This window comes from Photorhabdus laumondii subsp. laumondii, from assembly GCF_003343245.1.
GTDB lineage: Bacteria > Pseudomonadota > Gammaproteobacteria > Enterobacterales > Enterobacteriaceae > Photorhabdus > Photorhabdus laumondii.
The window spans coordinates 4,611,146-4,631,771 of sequence record NZ_CP024901.1 but is presented as its reverse complement, the minus strand read 5'-3'; the positions used below and the strand labels follow the sequence as shown (position 1 = coordinate 4,631,771).

The window sequence follows — 20,626 nt, the reverse complement described above, 5'->3', positions numbered from 1 at the left end:
CGCTTGATAAATAATGTTTTTGTTAAGCGCAATCAAAAGGATAATAAGCTTTAATAACTTCAATATTGAGTTATTCGCTTCCGGGATGAATGATTGCAGTGTCTCAACTATTTTTGAGCCATATAGGCCCGGAATTTAATTAGGTTTGTCGCGGAGAAAATATGTCATTTAGTCGGCGCCAGTTTATTCAGGTATCAGGCTTGGCGATGTGTATCGGAGCCGCTCCTTTATTGGTTCGGGCCAGCAAAAATCAGCAGACTGCTTTGCCGGTTCCCCCTTTATTGGAATCCCGTGGTGGGCAGCCGTTATTTCTGACTTTACAAAAAGCGCATTGGACTTTTGATGGACAATATAAAACCAGTGTATGGGGGATTAATGGTCAATACCTTGGTCCGACTATACGGGTTCATAAAAACGATGATGTCAAACTGATATACAGCAATCGGCTAGCAGAGCCGGTTTCAATGACCGTCAGCGGATTACAATTACCGGGTACATTGACCGGTGGAGTTGCCCGTCAGATTTCTCCGGGGTCTGACTGGTCGCCAGTGTTGCCTATTCGTCAGCAGGCGGCAACTTGCTGGTATCATGCCAATACACCTAATCGGATGGCACCACATGTTTATAAAGGTTTGGCTGGTATGTGGTTGGTAGAAGATGAAACCAGCCGTCATTTGCCGTTGCCGAAACACTATGGTGTTAATGATTTCCCGGTTATTCTTCAAGATAAACGGTTGGATAACTTTGGGGTTCCTGAGTATCAGCCGGCCTCTGATAGTGGATTTATCGGTAATACTCTGTTAGTTAATGGCGTACAGAATCCTTTTATTGAGGTATCTCGTGGCTGGATCCGTTTACGTTTACTCAATGCATCTAATGCCCGCCGATATCAGTTACAGATTGGTGATGGCCGTCCTTTCTATATGATAGGCACTGATTTGGGGCTGTTACCTGCGCCGATAGCCGTTCAGCAACTCTCCCTTGCGCCAGGAGAACGGCGTGAGGTATTAATTGATATGTCCAAAGAGGATGAAGTTGTTGTTACCGCAGGTGAATCAGCTGGGGTACTTGATAAGTTGCGTGGGTTGTTTGAACCCTCTACGGTGTTGATTTCCAGCACCGTTTTGACCATTAAAGCAACCGGTTTATTATCTCTGGTGACAGATAATCTCCCATCTCGTTTGATTGATGATGTTACGCCAGTTTCCAGTGTAATCCGTAACCGGGAAATTTATCTTGATGATAATACGCCGGGAATAAACGGTGCGTTATGGGATATGAATCGGGTGGATATTACTAGCCAGCAAGGAACGTGGGAGCGTTGGATCGTAAATGCTTCTGCCCCACAACCATTCCATATTGAAGGTGTGCAGTTTAAGCTGATTAACCACAACGGTGAGGCCCCTCAACCGCAAGATTATGGTTGGAAGGATACGGTTTGGGTTGATGGGCGGGTGGAATTGCTGGTTTATATGAACCAGCCCTCTTATGAGCACTTCCCATTCCTCTATTACAGCCAGATTCTGGAAATGGCCGATCGCGGCTCTGTTGGGCAGTTAGTGACTATACCGGTCAATCAATAATGGAAAAAACCAGATGAGTGATAATCGGTAGAACCAAGAAAATAGCTCAGCAAAATTGGGGCGCGGCGGTGATGCCGCGCACGTTTTAATTCTACTTTGTCCACGATCACCCTATCAATTTTATCAGCCGTTTTTCAGCACTGATTATTAGCGCTATTTTGCTCAAGAAGCTGAATGAATTCACTGAAATCAACGAATATTTCAGGGGTTGGTCCCAGACGTTTACCGATATCTAGCGTAGTCATCGCGGTCAAATCTTCTTTTTCTAGTTTGAAATCGAACACATCAAAGTTCTCTTTAATTCTCGATAACGTGGTTGATTTTGGGATCACAATCATGCCGTTATCAATGTGCCAGCGAATAACAACCTGCGCGGGTGTTTTGCCATACTTTTGTGTCAGATGTTGAACCAGTTGATTATCAAATACATTTTCACCACCTTGTGCCAGTGGGCTCCAGGATTCGGTAACGATATTATGTGTGGCATTCCAGGCATGGAGCTGACGTTGTTGTAACAGCGGGTGCAACTCAATCTGATTAATGACGGGATGAACACCGGTTTCATTGATCAGTCGCTGGATGTGTTCAGGTTGGAAGTTAGAAACACCAATACTGCGAATAAGCCCCTCTTTCTGTAATTCAATCAATTGTTGCCAGGCACCGACATATTGATCTTGCGGTGGTGCAGGCCAGTGAATGAGGTAAAGGTCAACATAATCCAGTTGCAACTTTTCCAGACTTTCTGTCAAGGCAGCACGGGCATCAAGGTGTCTGTCATTCCACAATTTAGTTGTAACAAAGATATCTTCACGGGGGATATCTGTTTCTTGTAACGCGTTGCCTACGCCTTTCTCATTGTTGTAGATAGCGGCGGTATCAATTGCCCGATAACCGATATCCAGTGCAGCATGGATTGTTTCTGCTATCTGCTGGTCATCTGAGGCCCATGATCCAAGCCCCAGTTGTGGCATGTGATTCCCATCAGCAAGTCTGATAATAGGTTGATTATCCATTACTAACTCCTATAAAAAGAGAGACTTAAAATATCAGTTGAAATTATGGCAATTGATATTAAGTTGATATTAAGCGTAATTGAAGGAAGTAATACAATCGGCGTGATCTAAGCCATGTATTGTAATCAATACATGGCCAAGTCCATAGATTGACCGGTTTGGTGATGCATCGATACCAAGAGTATCACTTAGTGGCTGAGCCTTAGCCTATACCCGTTATCCTTCAAGTTGCCTCTTTGTTGGCTGCACTCACTAACCCCGGTCACATAGTTACCTATGCTCCCGGGGATTCGCTCCCTTGCCGTCGCGATCCATCTTGAAATCCATAGGGTATATATAATATTGGTACATTAAGTTAAGGATAAAAACCCTGCTGCTGCTTGTAAACCATGATGACTTTTATTTACGTTTTGTCGCCGAGATTTTCTTGTGGCGCCAGTACATCAACAAAGAGGCGCTTAAACCACTTAGCAATAGCACTATGGGTAAAATTATCAAAATGTTCATCACCAAATCTTGGTGATTTTTAATAAACGGGATCTGATTAAGGAGATAACCAAAACCGACCACGATGACAACCCATAGCAGGCCACTCAACCAGTTAAAAACTTGAAAGCGTTTACTGTTAAGGCCGGATATACCCGCCAATGTTGGTAACAGAGTGCGGACAAAAGCCAAAAAACGGCCAATCAGTAACGCGGCCAAACCATGTTTGAAAAACAGCTCGTTAGCTCGTTGGCGATACTGAATAGGAAGTTGTGCCAACCAATTCTTAACTCGTTTGGTATCGCCAAGCCATAGCCCTTGAAGATAGCCAAACCAGCAACCGATACTTGCCGCCGCTGTTAATATAAAAACGGTTGGGATAAAACTCATGACTCCCTTGGCAACTAATGCACCGGCAAGGATTAACAGAGTATCACCGGGCAGAAAAGCGGCGGGTAATAAGCCATTTTCCAGAACCAGTGTCACGAATAGAATGCCATAGATAATCCAGAGAACATCGGGGTTGGCAAGTTTAGAAAAGTCATGCTGCCATAATGCCTGCATGATCCCGTTTAGTACTTCCATTGCTTATCCTGTAACTGTTATACCCGTTATCTTGAAATCCATAGGGCATATAAAATAAATTTATTGCATCTGTATATATAAAGTCAGTTTACAGTAAAAGCTTTGGCATGGCTTGATTTTATCCCGGATAAGGAGAAACTATGACTAATGTTCATTAATAAGTTTAGTTAAGTGTGGTGAATCAATGGATTCTTTTAAAAGAGAGTTCCAGTCGTCTGGTGGGTGTCCTGCATTAAGCATTTCACCAAATACTTTGTAAGCATCGTGCTTATCACCATATGCCCTTTTTGTTCTCTCATCATTTACCCAGCCAAAGATAATAATTTTACTTTCAGCGTGAAAACGGAAAAAAAGGCGATATTGTTGGAAAAATTTTGCTCTGAACCAGTGTTTTCTTTTGCCACCTAATGTGTCACCTAAACGAAAGGCTATATTAGTTGGGTCATTGGGAATAATTTCAGTAACGAGTTTTATGATTGCAGCCAAGCGTTTTGTATCATTTTTTTTCAAGTAGTCATTTGGATATTTTTGTTGAAGTTGTTCTACCTTATCTATTGATTGTTTTAATTGTTCTACAAAGCACGGATGAGCAAAAAGAGCCCATCCGTTTATTACACATACTCGATCATACATAGTCTTTACTCATCGTCAGCAGATAATGGGTTGCTCAGATCTATGTCTATTCCAGCGATAAGTGACTTCGCCTGGTTAATGAGTTGTTCATCTAATTGTTGTACTTGTCCCGGATGTCTCCGAATGTCTTTTGCCAGAAAGTCCAGAAATGATTCCATGACAAGATCTTTTTCTTCTTCACTATTTTTACGGCTGATAAGTACATCACCAGAAGATAAAATCTTATATGCGATACTGTCATGACCTGGTTTTAACTTAAGCGCTTTACGGACAGATGTTGGGATGGTTGTCTGGCTGCGACTGGTAAGCTTGGATTCTGCACCAACCTCGAACTCAACATTTGGTAATGCGTGCATATTTCTACCTCGTTATGCTGATTTGAGAATCTGTTCAACAAAGTGTAATGCAAATGCATTGTACTGGCAATATATCTATATTATCGCTTCATTATGATTTCAAATGTTAAGTTTTTCAGTTTATTACATTGAATAACAATAAGATTACTCAAGTCGAAATTCGACCAAATCCCTCTGCGAGGTCATCAATCAAATCTTGAACATTTTCCAGCCCGACATGCAGGCGGAACAGAGTGCCTGTCCTTTGTGAAATATCGTATTGACGCATCATTTTTATCTCTTCTGGTTGATAGCCTAGGATCAGAGATTCAAAACCGCCCCATGAGAATGCCATTTTAAAATGGTGAAAATTATCCAGATAATCCGTAAATTGTTGGGGAGTTAACTTCTTTTTCAATTGAAAAGAGAACAGGCCGCTACTGCCACTGAAATCACGGATAAAATTATTGTGACCGGGGCAGGAAGGCAGAGCGGGGTGATAGACAGCGGCAACTTCGGTTCGTTGTTGCAGCCAGTGTGCGACTTCAATACTGCTTTTTTCATGTTGTTTCAAGCGAATGGCTAAAGTACGCAATCCGCGACTGGCCATATAGACCGTATCGGCATCGGCTATCTGCCCCATCAAATAGGAGTTTTCTCGCAGTTGCGCCCAACAACGTTCATTAGCCACAGCAATCCCTAACATTGCGTCTGAGTGACCAATAATATATTTGGTGCCTGATTGAATCGAAATATCGACGCCGAATTCTAGCGCTTTAAACAGCACACCTGCCGCCCAAGTATTATCGAGCATGATGACAATATCTGGATTGACTTGGCGCACTGCGCGGACAATAGCGGGGATATCTTGTACTTCCATTGTGATGGAGCCGGGGGATTCAAGAAACACCACTTTGGTATTGGGCTTAATCAGATCAGCAATCTCTTCGCCAATCATGGGATCGAAATAATCGGTGGTAATATTCATCCGTGACAATATTTTGTCACAGAAACTTTGCGTCGGGTCATAAGCTGAACCGGTTAATAGAATATGATCGCCTGCGGCGGCAAAAGCGAGAATGGCATGACTAATCGCGGCAGCACCAGAAGGGTAAAGCATACAGCCTGCGCCACTTTCCAGTTCAGCCATTGCTGCTTGAAAAGAAAAATGAGTCTGTGTACCACGGCGGCCATAAAACAGCTCGCTCTTGCCCCGGTTTTGCGTAGCACGTCTTTTGTCGGCGACAGAATCGAAGATCACCGATGAAGTTCGCTGAATGATGGGATTGACTGCGCCTTGAGTAAATTTTTGGCTTCTACCTGCATTGACCAGTAAAGTTTCCAGTTTTTTTTCTGCCATGATCCACTGCCACCTTTAACACTTCAATTTTTGAAATGGTGTAAAAAAATAGAGTTAACACGTTAAAAGATTTAGACCTTTTTGTACAAAAAGATTAAGACAACTTGACGAAAATTCATCTCATTACCTGTGAGTAGGGGTTGTTTAACTTTATTTTGTGAAGGGATAATACTTTTTTATTAAACAATAATGATAATTACTATCAAATCACTTAATGTTTGATATTATCAGCCTGCATTTTCATTCAATCTGGTGAAGACTCAGTATAAATAAGGTTAGTGAGATGACGAAAAGTAATTCACTGCTAAATAACAAGGTTTATAGCAAAGGGAGTAAAGGCCAACTGATGCGAAATTTGACTGCTTCAATAATATTAGCGTTCGGGCTGACAGGTTCAGCATTGGCTGATACAGCACCAGCATCTGCAACAGATAACAATACCACGTCAAAAACCGTACAAATTGCAGGGTCTACTCCCGCGACTACTCAGGCAACGACGGACACAACTGCACCATCTGCAAATCAGATTGCACCGCAAGCGGTACCTACGACAGAATCCACTCAAGTTACGCCGGTTGCAACGGATGAGGTTGCACCTAAAATTCCTGCTGATGAAGCCAATCTTTCCAGTGGCTTTGCGACTGATCTGTCCATTTGGGGCATGTATCAGAACGCCGATATTGTGGTTAAGACCGTTATGATTGGTCTGGTGATTGCTTCTGTTATTACTTGGGCTCTGTTCTTCTCAAAAGGCACTGAACTGTTGGCATCTGGTCGTCGTTTGCGTAAAGAGCGATTAGCTTTAACGGACGTTAAGAGCCTTGATCAGGCTGCGGAAATTGCCGAAGGTTTCAACAAACACAGTATCAGCCGCTTATTGCTGAGTGAAGTACAGGCAGAACGTCAGTTATCTTCTGAGAGCACTGACCTGAATAGCACGAAAGAACGTGCCGCTTTCCGCCTGGAACGTTCCGTTGCGGCTATCAGCCGTCATATGGGGCGTGGCAATGGCTATCTGGCAACCATTGGGGCGATTTCTCCTTTCGTTGGTCTGTTTGGTACGGTGTGGGGCATCATGAATAGCTTTATCGGTATTGCTCACTCACAGACAACTAACCTTGCGGTTGTGGCACCGGGTATTGCGGAGGCCCTGTTAGCGACAGCACTGGGTCTGGTCGCAGCGATCCCTGCCGTTGTGATATATAACATCTTCGCCCGTATGATCGTTGCTTACCGTGGTCAGGTTGGTGACATGGCGGCACAGTCAATATTACTGCTTGGCCGTGATCTGGATTTAGCAAATAGCAAGACAAGGTGACTTATGGCAATACGTCTTAATGAAGATCTGGATGATAGTGGCGAATTGCATGAAATTAACGTCACACCATTTATTGACGTGATGTTGGTGCTGTTGATTATCTTCATGGTAGCAGCACCACTGGCAACCGTTGATATTAAAGTGGATTTACCTGCTTCGTCGGCAAAACCACAGCCGCGTCCAGAAAAACCGGTATTCTTGACGGTTAAAGCTGATCGCCAGCTTTATGTCGGAGATCAACCGGTCGATTATGATACTTTGGCGGCGGTATTGGATCAGACCACCCAATCTAATAAAGAGACAACCATCTTCTTTCAAGCGGATAAAACTGTGGATTATGAAACACTGATGAGTGTGATGGATTCTTTGCGTAAATCGGGCTATCTGAAAGTGGGCTTGGTAGGGATGGAAGCGGTTTCATCAGGTTAATTGTCACTGATTCTTCCATTGAATAACCGCGCTGGAAAGCGCGGTTGAGTTGACACCCTCTGAAGGACGGGGTTTTACGGTGCATCGGATAAAATGATAATTGGTTTGTATTAATAAGAGCCTAATTTGAACAGGATGGAAAATAATCACGCTATTCTGGATCGATATGAAAACATCGAAATGACATTTACAGAATTTGCCTGATCATTAAGCTCATAAAGTGAACTATCGTTAGCGAGTTCAAGCAGCATTGGCACTGTAATTTTCAGACGCTCAGCTAATGTTTCAATATCAATACAAACATCATTAATAAGCACTTTTATTGCCCGATGAAATAATTCAGGTTTTTCATGGGGAATAAGATAATCCTCTTTTTCCTCAATAGCTTCTCCCTTACGTTTAAGCCCCAAAAAAGCCGTTTTGTATTGCGTATCGGTTAAAAGGGAAAGCTGATGTGCCCGATAAATAATTGCTGCTTTACTTACTTTCCAAGTTAACTTGAACTCACTTAGACCTCGCCAGTTGATTCTTCCGCTTATCGGGGCAGGGAAATATTTAGCCATCGCACTTCGTGGTAAAAGTAGGGCAGAGGCAAATTGGTTGGCTTGAGATTCGGTTATTCTGTCACCAGTAGATATTCCGCCGTGTAACACAATATGTCCAATTTCATGTGCAATATCAAACCGTTGTCGGCATGGTGACTTCTTGGCTGTATTTCTGACAATGAAAGGTCGATCTAATGGAACGGATAACGCGTCAACATCATCAGATACTGAGTCAAACGAGGTAACAAATGCACCTAGCTTTTCAGCCAGGCGAGTTACATTTTCAATTGGCCCAAACCCTAATCCCCAATCAATCCGACATTTTTCTGCTGCTCGTTCAACTTCTTCCGGGGAGTTTGCTTTTAATTCAGGAAATAACACTGACGGTAAATTTAGATTTTCCTCAAAAACGACGATTAATCGTCTGTATAACTCAGCCTTTGCAAGTGCTGCTAATTTTGTTGCTACTCTAATTGCGCTGCGTTTACGGAAATGAACAATTTCTTCGTTCACAGGAGATTGTATTTGGGTTTCAAAGAACGCAGGAGTAACCTGCAATACAGTCGCTAATTCATTAGAAAGTTCATTAGTTGGCACAGCAAAGCCGGATTCCAGCCGCTGAATATATTGGCGGGTTTTATTAACCCGCTCAGCCACTTGCTCAAGAGATAGCTCGTGATACAGACGAGCTAATCGCAAATTAGAACCATTGAACACTTGTCACCTACTACTTGTTGTTGCGCTTGTTTTCTCTGGATTTATCAGGCATCGCAGCACTGATAGGATCCAATTCGATTGTTACCGCAGATGGCGGTGTGTTATCTGTAGAATGCAGAGTAGATATTTTGCTGTTATCGTAAGTCCATTGAGACAACATTTCTTCATGCTCGTTGTAACCAGCAAAATGAACTTGCGCACCTTCGCCTTCAAACTGGGGTTTTTCTACAATAAAGCGCCATATTGTTGGTATCGTGATTTCTGGTGCCCAGAGTTGGTCTACACTGTTACGGCGAAAGAAGCCTGATTTTTTGGGGTTTTCTGGGTCATCAGTAAAAAAACGAAGTGGGATTGTTTCTATTTCGATGGTCGTATCCATATTAGGATTAGTGAGTTTTAGCCAATCATAAGTACCTTTCATACAGAGCTGAATAAGACATTGCCTTTGGCGGCCAAATGTACAGGTTCCTCGGGTGTAATTATCATCTAATGGTGTCGAAAGCTGCTCATAGGTATGATCAAGCACATTGAGTAGTTCTTTTGCAATGATACTTAAACGTTCTTCACTTAACTGTGGATGGAATTCCCAAGGGTAGCGGATGTTTGGCATTTGCTGTTTTCTCTAAAGGTGCAAAAATTCAAGTTTGTCAACTTTGATGTTGGTGCAAATTTCTGATTTTGTCAACCTAGTATCATCTAAATTGTTTTCAGATATACTTTAAATCTAATAAATTACATGGTTGTTTATTACCACTTATGTTGATTTCTTTTGGTTAATTGCTATTTAAATTCCATTGAATTTACACTTATTAACTGGAAAAAATTGGCCTCCAAAGAGTGAATGGTACCGGCTGCTAATCTGCTAGTTAATACCGTGATGCCAATTATCTTCTGGCTGGTGGCAATCTATCATAAAAGATAGCTTGGGGCGCAGTGTGTAAAATCATATTTGCTTGCGGCTATTTGGATTAAATAGAACCCATAGCGCGGCTAATAATGCGCATCCTCCGCCGCTGAAAGCGACACCATACCAAGAAAAATGCCAAGCGGCGACAGCTCCCAAAGAGGAACCTATTGCGCCGCCAGCGAAATAACAGGTCATAAATACGGTATTTAGTCGGCTGCGAGCCTCAGGTAATAATGTATATAACCGTGTTTGATTTGCCACTAAACCCGCTCTGCTGCCAAGATCTAACAGAATAATACCCGCGAATAAAAATAGAATATTGTGGCTCGTGCCGCTAATTAGGCACAAGGCCAGTGTCACTAATAAAGCGCCTGTGGCAACAATCGTTCTCCCGCCGAAGCGATCTGTCAACGAACCTATTATGGGTGAAGCTAGCATTCCCACAATACCCATCAAACCAAAAAGACCTGCGATATCACTCCCCCATCCGTAAGGTGGTTGGGAAAGTAATAAGGCCAGCGACCCCCACAGCGTATTAAAAGCGGCGAACAGTAAAAAACCGGATAATGCAGCTTCACGCAAAAGGGGTTGTTGCTTTACCAATTTACCGAGTGAAATAAGAAGTTGGCCGTAAGTCATCGTGTGTGGTGTTTCTATTTCTGGCAACACAAACCAGATCAGAAAAAATAGGCAGATATCGATTAAAGCGGCCAATATAAACATTTCACGCCAGCCGAAATACTCTCCGACTGCACCACTTAATGCCCTGGCAAGTAGTGCTCCGGCGAAAAGGCCACTCATCAGACTGCCTACCGCTTGGCCACGCTTTTCTGGTATTACCCAACCAGATACGGCAGGAATAATGATTTGTGCTGAAATAGAAGTTATCCCCACAATCAGGCTACTTGTCAGAAGACATGTAAAATTTGGTGCTGTGGCACATAAAATAAGGCTGATTATATTGCCGATTAACAGGCAGAAAATCAGTTTGCGACGGCTTATCGTATCTCCAAGCGGCCCAAAAAAGAGAAGCCCCGCCGCATAGCCAATCTGAGTTAGTGTCGCGATCCAGCCGGATATTGAACCATTAACGTTAAAACTTGTCCCAATTGTTGGCAATAATGGTTGGTTATAATAAATATTCGCTACAGCAAAACCACAAGCAGTAGATAACAAAATGAGAGAAATAGAAGAAATAGGATTTGGTTTAATTGCTGTATTTGACATGGGAATGCTCAGCATTTGGCCGGAATTATGATGAAATAATTCTGGCACTATCTTGAGATAGTGGGAATAAAAAGAGCGAGCGAAATTGTTTTGCATAGAATGCAAAAATGAGAGCGCTATCAGATGTTGTGTATTATTTGTAATATATGAAATGTATAGGTAAAAATTGCGATGAAAGATTTATTACGTACCGATATGCTAACAACATTCATTCATGTTGCCCGCTCACGGAGTTTTTCTGCCGTTGCTCGTTTGCAAGGTATGGCTGCATCCTCTATCACACGTCAGATAGACAACCTTGAACAGGTGTTAGAGACAAAACTATTCTTTCGCTCTACCCGCGGTTTATCGCTGACGGATGCAGGGGAGATTTTGTTTGCAAGGGCGCAAGGTATTATCAATGATCTTGTCGATATCCAGGCTGAATTAGCGGCGTTGAATGGCGAGCCGCAAGGGGTATTACGTGTAGCTTGCCTGCCAACGTTTGGACGTCAACATATTATTCCGATGCTAGCAGAACTATTCACGCGGTATCCTAAAATTCGGATTGAACTTGATCAAACCGAGCGGTTGACTGATCCGGTCAGGGATCGTCTTGATGTAGTTATTCGTATTGGTGAATTAAAGGACAGCACACTTTATTCCAAACGTATCGCCACACAAACTTGGATTATTTGTGCCAGCCCAGGCTATATTCAAAGGCATGGAACACCGACAACACTTACTGAACTGGATGAGCACTATTTGCTTGATAAACATCATGACCCCGCGGGTATTTGCTGGTCACGCTATCGTAGTGTTATTAATTTCAGCGATAATAATAGGATCTTTCGTAGTGATGACTTTGAAACATTGAGAATGGCCACAGTGAGTGGATTTGGAATAGCGCTTCTGCCTAATTGGGTGGTATCCACAGATATTCGTTCTGAAAAACTTATTCCTCTATTTGATGATCCAGATGGACGTAAAGAAGATATTTATTTACTACGAGCACTTGCTCACCCGCCAGCAAAATTAACCGTATTTATGTCGTTATTGCAAAAGAGGCTTGCCAAGATTATTTAGGAGAATCCGTCTGATATATATTAATAAATTTATGCGATATTATTTAATATAATTCACTCACTATATGATTTTATTGGGTGTTTTTTTACTGTCGTTATTAATATCAATTTATTATTGAAGTATATGTTCTTTAGTGCTGATTTTGTTAAATAAATCACAGGGTCGATTATTGGCGTAAATAATTATATCTATGTGATTATTGATTGATATAATAAATTAAAATTAATATAGGGTAATTGTAAAATATAGTTAAAAGTAATATTTAACTATTCTCTAAGTATTCGGTTCATTTATTGTTGTTGAGTTGTCAGGGAAATATATTTATTCTTCTATATTATTTTTTATTTATAACAATGTCATTTCTTAATGAATATAGAGGTTTATTGTGACTAAAATTTTTTCATTAAATAAAAATCATCGAGATTTATCGGCAGGGCATCACTCATTGCTTAAAGAGGTTAATGGCTTGAATGGTGCTCCTAAATCTTTGATGCCGGGTTTCCCTGATTTAGATGATCAATTTAATCAGATGGAAATTACCCATATCCGGCTGCATGATGGTTTTGGTATTGGGGATATGGATAATTATTTCCAAGTGGATAGAGTCAATGATCGAAATCAAATTATTGTTAATGTCCCAGAGGAAAATAAACCTGCGGCTAAAAAACTGCTTACTGATATTTCAAATATCAGAAGCATTTTTCCCAATGCGGCTGCCGGGATGAGAAATAATGATATTAGTCTTGCATTAAAAGAGGCTAATTATAAAATGACTGATGCTTATCTGCGCGATATTATGAATAATCAAGCTGAGCTAAACCCAGATAATATTCAGCGAAAAATCATGTTTCGTATTGGACGTACTGGTGACGGTGGTTATGAAATACCAGAAGATTTTGATATTTATGCAATATTAGTCAGTACGTTGGTGAATCGCTACGCTTTAAACTATGCCAGAATTGGTTTACCAAGAAAAATAACCTATTGGCAGGTTTGGAATGAACCTGATTTAATTTTTTTCTGGAATAGTAATGATCCTCAAAAATATTATGAATTATATGCCAAAATTGCAAGAATAATTAAAGCTATTGACCCGGATGCTAAAGTTGGTGGCGCGGGTATTGGGTTTGTTGATAGAGCACAAGAAGATTATCTTGATGGGTTTTTACGATATTGTAGAGATAATAATGTACCATTAGATTTCTTTTCCTGGCATGGGTACGTTGAAACTGGAGACCCACAAAACATTATTGATGTGGGGAATAAAGTTCAAAAAGGTTTGCATACTTATGGTTTTACCGGTACAGAAAGTTTTTGTACTGAATGGAATTCTTGTCCTATTGGGACAAAAAATACATATACAAAAGTGCAAGGTATTAAAAATGCGGCATATATTGCTTCCACTTTTATTTATATGCAATATATAAAAGTTGACAGATCTTATTATTATCGAGGAGATGGTTCATCTTTTGGTTTGTTTAACAACCAGCCCAACCCTGAAAATCCAAGTGTTAAAAATTTCTGTACCTATTCAGCTCAATCCTTTTACCTGTTTGCCAAAATGTTCGAAACACCTTATATTTTAAGTGGTAATAAGGATTTTTCCACAGGTTTAACTGTTTTGGCTGCCGAGAATACCGAAGGAAATAAAATAAATATTCTTGCCGCAAATTATAAAGTTGATAAGAGCCTTGCCGATGGTAATGCGGCTCCTGATTATTTATATCAACAATACTATTTGGATACCAGCCGAACACTGAATCAATTAACGGATACTGGGAGTAAGAATAAATGGTTTGGCGGTGTTGATCCGACAACCGTTCGCGTTGATAACGCGGTAGTACAACATGAACCGGTTAAGCCATTTCCGGATAATAATATGTTGAGAGCTAAAAATCGTGATTATACCGATAGCGACCAAGGTGTTACCGTGGTAATTAATCATATAGGTTATAAAAAATTTAAAGTTAAAGCATTCCGTATTCAAGAAGGTGGATCGCTGGCACAAATGACACCACCGGAAGTAACTGACCAGATTAATGTGTCTATAGCTAATAATAAATTAACGCTAGTGGATAAGGGAGCGAAGCCTGAGACAGTAGCATTATATTCGTTAGAGTTAGAGGATAATTAATTTTATATTCAATGGAGATATTATTGTAAATTATTTTAATCGAACAGGCTCTGGAAAGAGCCTTTTTGATAACAGTTAATTAAATTGTATGGATTTTTTATATTTTTTGGTGGCTTGTTAAGGTTGAAAACATGTTTTTAATATATGTCGATGATCTTTTGTACGATATTTTTAAATATAATCTACTCTCTGTATGGTTTTATTGCGTGCTATTTTATTATTGTTATTAATATCATTGTTGGTTGATTGATATATCTTTTTTTCTTTTAATGATTCTGCGGTTAAATAAGTCACGGAGTCAATTTTATTATCATAAATAGTTGTGTTAATGTAATTGTTTGTTTAATCCAATAAATTCAAAGTAATAGCTGAGAATTTTAAGGTGTGGTTGAAAGTGATATCTAACTATTATCTGGGTCTTCCATTCATTTATTGTTATTGAGTTGTCAGATAAATCTATTTATTCTTTGATATTATTTTTGGTTTATAGGGATACAATTTCTTAATGAGTATAGAGGGTATTATGACTAAAGTTTTTTCATTTAATAAAAATCATCGGGATTTATCAGCGGGACATAACTCATGTCTTAAAACGGTTAATGGTGTCAATGGTCTTCCTAAATCTATAGCGCCAGGTTTTCCTGATTTAGATAATGAATTTAATCAGATGGGAATTACCCATGTCCGGCTGCATGACGGCTTTGGTATTGGGGATATAGATAATTACTTCCAGGTGGATAGGAAAAACAATCAAAATCAAATGATTGTTAATGTGTCTGAGGAAAATAAACCCGCGGCTAAAAAGCTTGTTGCTGATATTGCAAATGTCAGAAGTCTCTTTCCCAATGCGGCTCTCGGAATGAGAAATCATGATGTGAGTCTTGCATTAAAAGATGCCAATTATGAAATGACGGATGCTTATCTACGTGATGTTCTGAATAATCAAGCAGATCTGAATCCAGATAATATTCAGCGACAACTTCTGTTTCGTATTGGGCGTTCACTTGATGGTGGTTATGAAATACCCGAGGATTTTGATATTTATGCAATATTAGTTAAAACCTTGGTGAATCGTTATGGTGTAAATTATGCCAGCATTGGGTTGCCGAGAAAAATAAGCTACTGGGAAATTTGGAACGAGCCTGATTTACTGTTTTTCTGGAATACGGATGATCCACAAAAGTATTATCAATTATATGAAAAAGTAGTGAGATTAATTAAGACGGTTGATCCTGATGCTAAAGTGGGTGGTGCAGGTATTTCGTTTAGTAATCATGCAGGAGGGCATTATATTGATGGATTTTTCCGATATTGTCGGGATAATCATGTACCGTTAGATTTCTTTTCTTGGCATGGATACGTTGATACTGGAGACCCGCAAAACATTATTGATATGGGTAATACGATTCAGAAAAGTTTGCATACTTATGGCTTTACTAAGACAGAGAGTATTTGTACTGAGTGGAACTCTAGTCCTTTTGGGTCGAGAAATACATTTACCAAAGTGCAGAGTCCTAAAAACGCAGCATATATCGCCTCCTCGTTGATTTATATGCAATATACCAAAGTTGACCTGGCCCATTATTATCGGGGTGATGGTTTATCTTTTGGTTTGTTTAATGATCAGCCTAATCCTAAAAACCCAAGCGTTAGAAATTTCTGTACCTATTCAGCTCAATCTTTTGGTCTTTTTGCTAAAATATTAAAAACACCTTATATATTAAGTGGTCAAAAAGATTTTTCAACCGGCTTAACGGTTTTGGCGGCTGAAAATAAATCGGGTAATAAAATTAATATTCTTGCAGCAAATTATAAAGTGGATAAGAGTTTTTCTGATGGTAATGTAGCCCCCGTTCCTGCGGATTTATATCGACAATACTATTTGGATACTAACCGGACATTAGATCAATTAACGGATACCTGTAGTAAAAATAGATGGTTTGGTGGTGTTGATCCGACAACCATTCAATCTAATAATGCGGTAGTGCAAAAAGATCCGGTACAACAACTGCCACTAGATTCTCTTTTAAGACCTAAAACTCGTGATTATACTCATAGTGACCAAGGCGTTACTGTGGTGATTGATCATATAGGTTGTAAGAAATTTAAAGTTAAAGCGTATCGTATTCAACAAGGCGGATCGCTGGAAAAAATAACTCCACCAGAGGTGACTAACCAGATTAATGTGTCTATAGCTAATAATAAATTAACGTTGATAGATAAAGGCGCGAAACCTTCAACGGTAACGTTGTATTCGTTAGAGCTAATTCATCATTAATTTATACCCGTCATCTTTCAAGTTGCCTCTTTGTTAGCTGCACTCACTCACCCCGGTCACATAGTTATCTATGCTCCCGGGGATTCGCTCCCTTGCCGCCGCGATGCATCTTGAAATCCATAGGGTATATATGCAATGAAGATATTAGGATGGATTATTTTATCTTTCTGTTAATAATTGGAGAATAAAGTTATTCAGGCTATTTATAATAGCCTGTCTAATAAGGGTGAATAATTTATTGAAATAAGGTTGATTAGGAGTAAATAGGTGTTTGTTATTAATGGTTTAATGGGTGGTTATATTTCATGTAATTAGATGGTTTTTGGAAATAATATTTTTTTAATGGCGCTTATGTGATTGATAAGATGATAGGTATTCTTATATGTATTATGATTTTATTGAATTAAGCCATATAATAAATGAGGATAAAAGTGAGATATATTATTAACGCTGGTTTTACCCAGCGTTAATAATTTGTGTATTCAATAAATTTGTAAGATTATTCTGGATAAAAACCTTGGGATAAAATCTGCTCTATATCCCAGATACAGGATTCAGGAAAAACATCCAGCCCGGTTTCATTAGCAGCAATTGCAACTGCATCAGACCATGCGTCGTCTAACCACTCTTTATCTGCCAGACATCCCTTAAGGCTTGGCGTCTTATCAGTACGTCGCGATAGAGATTTTCGTTGTTCTTTGATGGTTCTTTGCCAACTGGAGCCGCGACGGCCTGGCTGAAATTGCCATTTCATAAGGTGAGCCAGTAGAACGGCCAGCCGACTTGCTAGCTCGCGTTTTTCACTTTTACCCACGTCTTCTATCTCCTCGGCAATGTTTTCTATATCTATCTGACTCAGCTTACCGCTGCGTAGTAACGCTGCTTGTTCATTAGCCCAAGCTACCACGTCGGTTTCATAACGTGTTCCCATGAAAGCCTCCGATTTGGATTATCTGTACAAAATGAATAGATTTGCTCTGTTTCTACGATATCGAGTAACTAACACCTAGTGATATTTTCGTTTATACCCGTTATCTTTCAAATTGCCTCTTTGTTGGCTGCACTCACTCACCCCGGTCACATCGTTATCTATGCTCCCGGGGATTCGCTCCCCTGCCGCCGCGATCCATCTTGAAATCCATAGGGTATATCTACATATTGAATTCATTCTCGGATGTTGAGCAACTGTTTAGTGAGTTTTGTACCCGTTGTAGCATATCAGCGATTTCGGTAGTTAAAAATGTAAAGAATTTTTCTTTGTGCAGAGTGCGTTCCTGGACATCCTGTGGGATAAAGCGCTGCATTTCGTTACGGAAAGCATCACCTTTAATAATTGCAGGCAAGCGTGTCAGAATATTGGCTAATTTGTCTGAATAGCCACTAATCCGATAATCTATAATCTTGTTATTAACCCAATCCATACGCAGGGTAGCTCCTTTCTGTTTTAACCAGCGTAAATCCCAGATATCTCGGTGCCGTACATAGTGTTGTGTATTGACCAGAGAAACCAGTTTATCCGCCATGACTTCATCCAATGATTTGGTTAATACCAGCGTATCGGCGTAGCCATCAGGTAGAAAATTGTAGTTGGTCATTAATGCCTTCGGTTCCTGTGAATAAGAAGGGATATTGGCAATTTCAATTTTGATTCTCTGTTTGGGGAGATCTTTGCGCTCAGGCGCGGTGACAATTGAGACCTGCCACTTATCTATATTAAGGCCAGCATATTCAGGCTCGTTTCTTAAATCGGCTGGTTCTTTAACTGAAACTTCAAAACCGTAACGTTTGCCAATGTAATGTTCCAAACATTTTTTCATGGCTTGTAATTGATTACGATTAAAGTTAACACCACCGGAAAAGTCCAGATCTTCGCTAAAACGTGGAGCTCCGTGACACAAGCGCAGAGAGGTTCCTCCTTGGAAAGTGAGTTGATCAAGTAATCCATTAGTATCAAGGCAATAAAGAATATCGTAATGCAACAGTTCCTTCTCAATAACCGGTCGCATATGGGAACGTCCTGGTACCTGCATTGCTAACTCTATAAGTTGGGCGAAATTTGCTTTATTGACCATGTGTAATCTCCTGTTTATTCACTAAATGGGTGTTGCGACCAACGCGCTTTAAATCACGTAGTGCACATTCAAGTTTGGCGAGTCTCAAAGGGCGGTTTGCTTGCGTGATACTCGCTAAGATATCTTCTTGTTGGCGTTTGGTATGAGTGAATTCAATAGTACCCAGTGGAGTGTGATAAAGACCTTTCCGGCCTGTTGTCATCACGGTGAGCCTATCGATCAGGATCTGTGAAATAACGCCATATTCACTCAATGCTGATTCAAGGCTAACGTAATTGTACTCACCACGTCGTAGAGCTTTGGCAATATGTTCAATAGCGTAACTATCGCGATTATGAGCAAAATTAAACAGATAAACACCGCGTACAGGTCGTGAAAGCATCGATTCTTTAACCAGACGATTTAAGCCCGCTTGGCGTGTTTTGGGGCTATCTTCGGGAAAGATTTTTCTGAGATCGGCAAGGGTGAAGACGTATCGCCCTTTTTTGTCCCAGTCAATAAAACGTTTAAGTGCAGTAGATCTATCCATAGGGTATGTATTTGTAGTTTTAATGTTCACTTGATTATAGTTATTTTAAGTGGACATTAAAGCACTATAATTATGGTGTTCATGTCCACTTAATGAGTTTTTCAAAATAGTGAAAGGAGTGAGTATTTCGCTGGCGTGGTTGAATTGTTTTGTTAATATATTGATATTTAATCAGATATTATAGTCCAGTTTTTTAGCGGGTTCTTATCGAAGCCCCTGATAAGGCAGGAATTGGTTACTTTTCACTATTTGTGGTGATTTTTTAAATTTACCCCTTTTTCCGTCAAACGATAGCGCTGTAATGGACTGCTCGGTTTTTCTGGATGGCTCATTTCAATTAATCCTTCTGCCAAAGCGGGTTGCAAATAGCGCAGACGGAATGAATTACGATCTTTTAATCCAAGTGCTGATTGCAGTTGCCCACGGTTCATTTCCCCTTTCAATACCATAATGAGTTGTTTAACTTGTTGGGTAGCCTGATGGGTAGCCTGATGGGTAGCCTGATGGGTAGCCTGATGGGTGGATGTCAGAATTGCATCACGGATCATGTGCAGCATAAACTCAATAAACGGTGCACAATCAACAAGTTGGCTACTGAGATTAATTGCCTGATAGTAATGAGCTTGATGTTCATAAACCAGGCTTTCAACGGGAATAAATTCAAATAAAGGGTTCCAGTGGTTTAAGATTAATGTTTGCCATAACCGGCCCATTCTGCCGTTTCCATCGGCAAATGGATGAATAAATTCAAATTCATAATGGAAAATGCAACTGGCAATAAGCGGATGAATATCAGTAGAGTCTAACCAGTGAAAAAGGTCACCCATCAGCTTTGGAATCCGGTTTGCCTGTGGAGCCATGTGAATGACTTTTTCTCCATCCATTACACCGACGCCGCTGTGTCGATAACTGCCGGCATTATCTAGCAATCCCTTCATCAGAACATAATGGGCTTCCAGTAAGTTTTGCTCTGATGTGAAATGCCAATGGTTAAGCTTTTCATAAGCCAAGATAGCGTTACGCGCTTCTTGTATTTCACTGATCGGTGCAATAACTCGCTTTCCTTCAATAATGGCTGTGATTTGGCTTGCATCAAGTAAGTTACCTTCAATTGCCAGTGAACCGTGAATTGTGCGTATCCGATTGATACGCCTCAATCGCAGGGCTTTTATTTGTTCCTGTTCTGTGCTTAACCGCCCGATGTTCTCACTGATTTCAGCAACTAATTGGATCATTTTAGCTGTAATTGAGAAAGGAGGTTGGTAGCCTTTTGTAGCTGAATTCATTGAATACCTAATTGGATTAATGGGATTATCGTGACTAGCTTTAACGTTATCATTGGCACTGAAATAGGTTGATATTATCGCCAGTAAGGGGGAAAGAGCAATATACCCGTTATCTTTCAAGTTG

Annotated in this window: 19 protein-coding genes; 7 read left to right on the top strand and 12 right to left on the bottom strand. The window is 40.3% G+C overall.

Going from position 1 to position 20,626, the window contains the following annotated elements:
- Window positions 1-161 precede the first annotated feature (161 nt).
- On the top strand, window positions 162-1,583 hold the full coding sequence (gene ftsP, locus PluTT01m_RS20315) for a cell division protein FtsP (RefSeq protein WP_011148081.1): 1,422 nt from the start codon (window positions 162-164) through the stop codon (window positions 1,581-1,583).
- A 134-nt stretch (window positions 1,584-1,717) separates the two neighbouring features.
- On the opposite strand, the gene dkgA is transcribed toward ftsP, so the two are convergent.
- From dkgA to metC, 5 genes are all read right to left on the bottom strand, one after another.
- Window positions 1,718-2,596 carry a 2,5-didehydrogluconate reductase DkgA gene (dkgA, locus tag PluTT01m_RS20310; protein WP_011148080.1) on the bottom strand — a complete coding sequence of 293 codons (879 nt, stop codon included), beginning with the start codon at window positions 2,594-2,596 and terminating at the stop codon, window positions 1,718-1,720.
- Between the two features lie 399 nt (window positions 2,597-2,995).
- Window positions 2,996-3,667 (bottom strand): DedA family protein, encoded by a 672-nt coding sequence (locus tag PluTT01m_RS20305; RefSeq protein WP_011148079.1) that lies wholly within the window; start codon window positions 3,665-3,667, stop codon window positions 2,996-2,998.
- A gap of 144 nt (window positions 3,668-3,811) precedes the next feature.
- Window positions 3,812-4,300 (bottom strand): type II toxin-antitoxin system YhaV family toxin, encoded by a 489-nt coding sequence (locus PluTT01m_RS20300; protein WP_011148078.1) that lies wholly within the window; start codon window positions 4,298-4,300, stop codon window positions 3,812-3,814.
- Between the two features lie 5 nt (window positions 4,301-4,305).
- Window positions 4,306-4,656, bottom strand: a complete 351-nt coding sequence (locus PluTT01m_RS20295; protein WP_011148077.1) for a type II toxin-antitoxin system PrlF family antitoxin — start codon at window positions 4,654-4,656, stop codon at window positions 4,306-4,308.
- A 148-nt stretch (window positions 4,657-4,804) separates the two neighbouring features.
- Window positions 4,805-5,995, bottom strand: coding sequence for a cystathionine beta-lyase (gene metC, locus PluTT01m_RS20290; RefSeq protein WP_011148076.1), 1,191 nt, complete (start codon window positions 5,993-5,995; stop codon window positions 4,805-4,807).
- Between the two features lie 346 nt (window positions 5,996-6,341).
- Here metC and exbB point away from each other — a divergent pair, with 346 nt between their 5' ends.
- Window positions 6,342-7,313 (top strand): tonB-system energizer ExbB, encoded by a 972-nt coding sequence (exbB, locus tag PluTT01m_RS20285; protein WP_041381122.1) that lies wholly within the window; start codon window positions 6,342-6,344, stop codon window positions 7,311-7,313.
- A gap of 3 nt (window positions 7,314-7,316) precedes the next feature.
- On the top strand, window positions 7,317-7,742 hold the full coding sequence (gene exbD, locus PluTT01m_RS20280; RefSeq protein ID WP_011148074.1) for a TonB system transport protein ExbD: 426 nt from the start codon (window positions 7,317-7,319) through the stop codon (window positions 7,740-7,742).
- A gap of 146 nt (window positions 7,743-7,888) precedes the next feature.
- Here the strand turns inward: exbD and PluTT01m_RS20275 are convergent, their stop codons facing one another.
- Window positions 7,889-9,004, bottom strand: coding sequence for a helix-turn-helix domain-containing protein (locus PluTT01m_RS20275; protein ID WP_011148073.1), 1,116 nt, complete (start codon window positions 9,002-9,004; stop codon window positions 7,889-7,891).
- A 10-nt stretch (window positions 9,005-9,014) separates the two neighbouring features.
- Entirely contained in the window at window positions 9,015-9,614 is a 600-nt protein-coding gene (locus PluTT01m_RS20270) for a hypothetical protein (protein ID WP_011148072.1), read from the bottom strand.
- Window positions 9,615-9,845: 231 nt separating this feature from the next.
- Here PluTT01m_RS20270 and PluTT01m_RS28325 point away from each other — a divergent pair, with 231 nt between their 5' ends.
- Complete coding sequence (locus PluTT01m_RS28325; protein WP_109791818.1) at window positions 9,846-9,926, top strand: DUF4311 domain-containing protein; 81 nt, start codon at window positions 9,846-9,848, stop codon at window positions 9,924-9,926.
- Window positions 9,927-9,947: 21 nt separating this feature from the next.
- Here the strand turns inward: PluTT01m_RS28325 and PluTT01m_RS20260 are convergent, their stop codons facing one another.
- The gene (locus PluTT01m_RS20260) at window positions 9,948-11,138 is read right to left on the bottom strand and encodes an MFS transporter (RefSeq protein WP_041380335.1); all 1,191 of its coding nucleotides are present in this window, start codon (window positions 11,136-11,138) and stop codon (window positions 9,948-9,950) included.
- A 171-nt stretch (window positions 11,139-11,309) separates the two neighbouring features.
- Between PluTT01m_RS20260 and PluTT01m_RS20255 the strand changes: the two genes are divergently transcribed.
- The 3 genes from PluTT01m_RS20255 to PluTT01m_RS20245 all read left to right on the top strand — a co-directional run bounded on the left by PluTT01m_RS20255 (window position 11,310) and on the right by PluTT01m_RS20245 (window position 16,615).
- Complete coding sequence (locus tag PluTT01m_RS20255; protein WP_011148070.1) at window positions 11,310-12,203, top strand: LysR family transcriptional regulator; 894 nt, start codon at window positions 11,310-11,312, stop codon at window positions 12,201-12,203.
- 385 nt (window positions 12,204-12,588) lie between these two features.
- The gene (locus tag PluTT01m_RS20250; protein WP_011148069.1) at window positions 12,589-14,337 is read left to right on the top strand and encodes a GH39 family glycosyl hydrolase; all 1,749 of its coding nucleotides are present in this window, start codon (window positions 12,589-12,591) and stop codon (window positions 14,335-14,337) included.
- 523 nt (window positions 14,338-14,860) lie between these two features.
- Window positions 14,861-16,615, top strand: a complete 1,755-nt coding sequence (locus PluTT01m_RS20245) for a GH39 family glycosyl hydrolase (RefSeq protein ID WP_011148068.1) — start codon at window positions 14,861-14,863, stop codon at window positions 16,613-16,615.
- A 499-nt stretch (window positions 16,616-17,114) separates the two neighbouring features.
- On the opposite strand, the gene PluTT01m_RS20240 is transcribed toward PluTT01m_RS20245, so the two are convergent.
- The 4 genes from PluTT01m_RS20240 to PluTT01m_RS20225 form a co-directional block, all read right to left on the bottom strand.
- Window positions 17,115-17,546: a DUF29 domain-containing protein gene (locus PluTT01m_RS20240; protein ID WP_011148067.1), complete on the bottom strand. Its 432-nt coding sequence runs from the start codon at window positions 17,544-17,546 to the stop codon at window positions 17,115-17,117.
- 220 nt (window positions 17,547-17,766) lie between these two features.
- On the bottom strand, window positions 17,767-18,687 hold the full coding sequence (locus PluTT01m_RS20235) for a nucleotidyl transferase AbiEii/AbiGii toxin family protein (protein WP_011148066.1): 921 nt from the start codon (window positions 18,685-18,687) through the stop codon (window positions 17,767-17,769).
- Window positions 18,677-19,216, bottom strand: coding sequence for a type IV toxin-antitoxin system AbiEi family antitoxin (gene abiEi, locus PluTT01m_RS20230; RefSeq protein WP_041380334.1), 540 nt, complete (start codon window positions 19,214-19,216; stop codon window positions 18,677-18,679). Before abiEi ends, PluTT01m_RS20235 begins: the two co-directional genes overlap by 11 nt.
- Before the next feature lie 245 nt (window positions 19,217-19,461).
- Entirely contained in the window at window positions 19,462-20,622 is a 1,161-nt protein-coding gene (locus PluTT01m_RS20225; protein ID WP_011148064.1) for a Fic family protein, read from the bottom strand.
- Window positions 20,623-20,626: the final 4 nt, after the last annotated feature.

Bases quoted from the DNA above. Each gene is read 5' to 3' on its own strand.
- metC (WP_011148076.1), bottom strand. From the start codon at position 5,995: ATGGCAGAAAAAAAACTGGAAACTTTACTGGTCAATGCAGGTAGAAGC.
- PluTT01m_RS20255 (WP_011148070.1), top strand. From the start codon at position 11,310: ATGAAAGATTTATTACGTACCGATATGCTAACAACATTCATTCATGTT.
- PluTT01m_RS28325 (WP_109791818.1), top strand. From the start codon at position 9,846: ATGGTACCGGCTGCTAATCTGCTAGTTAATACCGTGATGCCAATTATC.
- PluTT01m_RS20300 (WP_011148078.1), bottom strand. From the start codon at position 4,300: ATGTATGATCGAGTATGTGTAATAAACGGATGGGCTCTTTTTGCTCAT.
- abiEi (WP_041380334.1), bottom strand. From the start codon at position 19,216: ATGGATAGATCTACTGCACTTAAACGTTTTATTGACTGGGACAAAAAA.
- dkgA (WP_011148080.1), bottom strand. From the start codon at position 2,596: ATGGATAATCAACCTATTATCAGACTTGCTGATGGGAATCACATGCCA.
- PluTT01m_RS20240 (WP_011148067.1), bottom strand. From the start codon at position 17,546: ATGGGAACACGTTATGAAACCGACGTGGTAGCTTGGGCTAATGAACAA.
- exbD (WP_011148074.1), top strand. From the start codon at position 7,317: ATGGCAATACGTCTTAATGAAGATCTGGATGATAGTGGCGAATTGCAT.
- PluTT01m_RS20235 (WP_011148066.1), bottom strand. From the start codon at position 18,687: ATGGTCAATAAAGCAAATTTCGCCCAACTTATAGAGTTAGCAATGCAG.
- PluTT01m_RS20260 (WP_041380335.1), bottom strand. From the start codon at position 11,138: ATGTCAAATACAGCAATTAAACCAAATCCTATTTCTTCTATTTCTCTC.
- PluTT01m_RS20270 (WP_011148072.1), bottom strand. From the start codon at position 9,614: ATGCCAAACATCCGCTACCCTTGGGAATTCCATCCACAGTTAAGTGAA.
- PluTT01m_RS20295 (WP_011148077.1), bottom strand. From the start codon at position 4,656: ATGCACGCATTACCAAATGTTGAGTTCGAGGTTGGTGCAGAATCCAAG.
- PluTT01m_RS20245 (WP_011148068.1), top strand. From the start codon at position 14,861: ATGACTAAAGTTTTTTCATTTAATAAAAATCATCGGGATTTATCAGCG.
- PluTT01m_RS20305 (WP_011148079.1), bottom strand. From the start codon at position 3,667: ATGGAAGTACTAAACGGGATCATGCAGGCATTATGGCAGCATGACTTT.
- exbB (WP_041381122.1), top strand. From the start codon at position 6,342: ATGCGAAATTTGACTGCTTCAATAATATTAGCGTTCGGGCTGACAGGT.
- ftsP (WP_011148081.1), top strand. From the start codon at position 162: ATGTCATTTAGTCGGCGCCAGTTTATTCAGGTATCAGGCTTGGCGATG.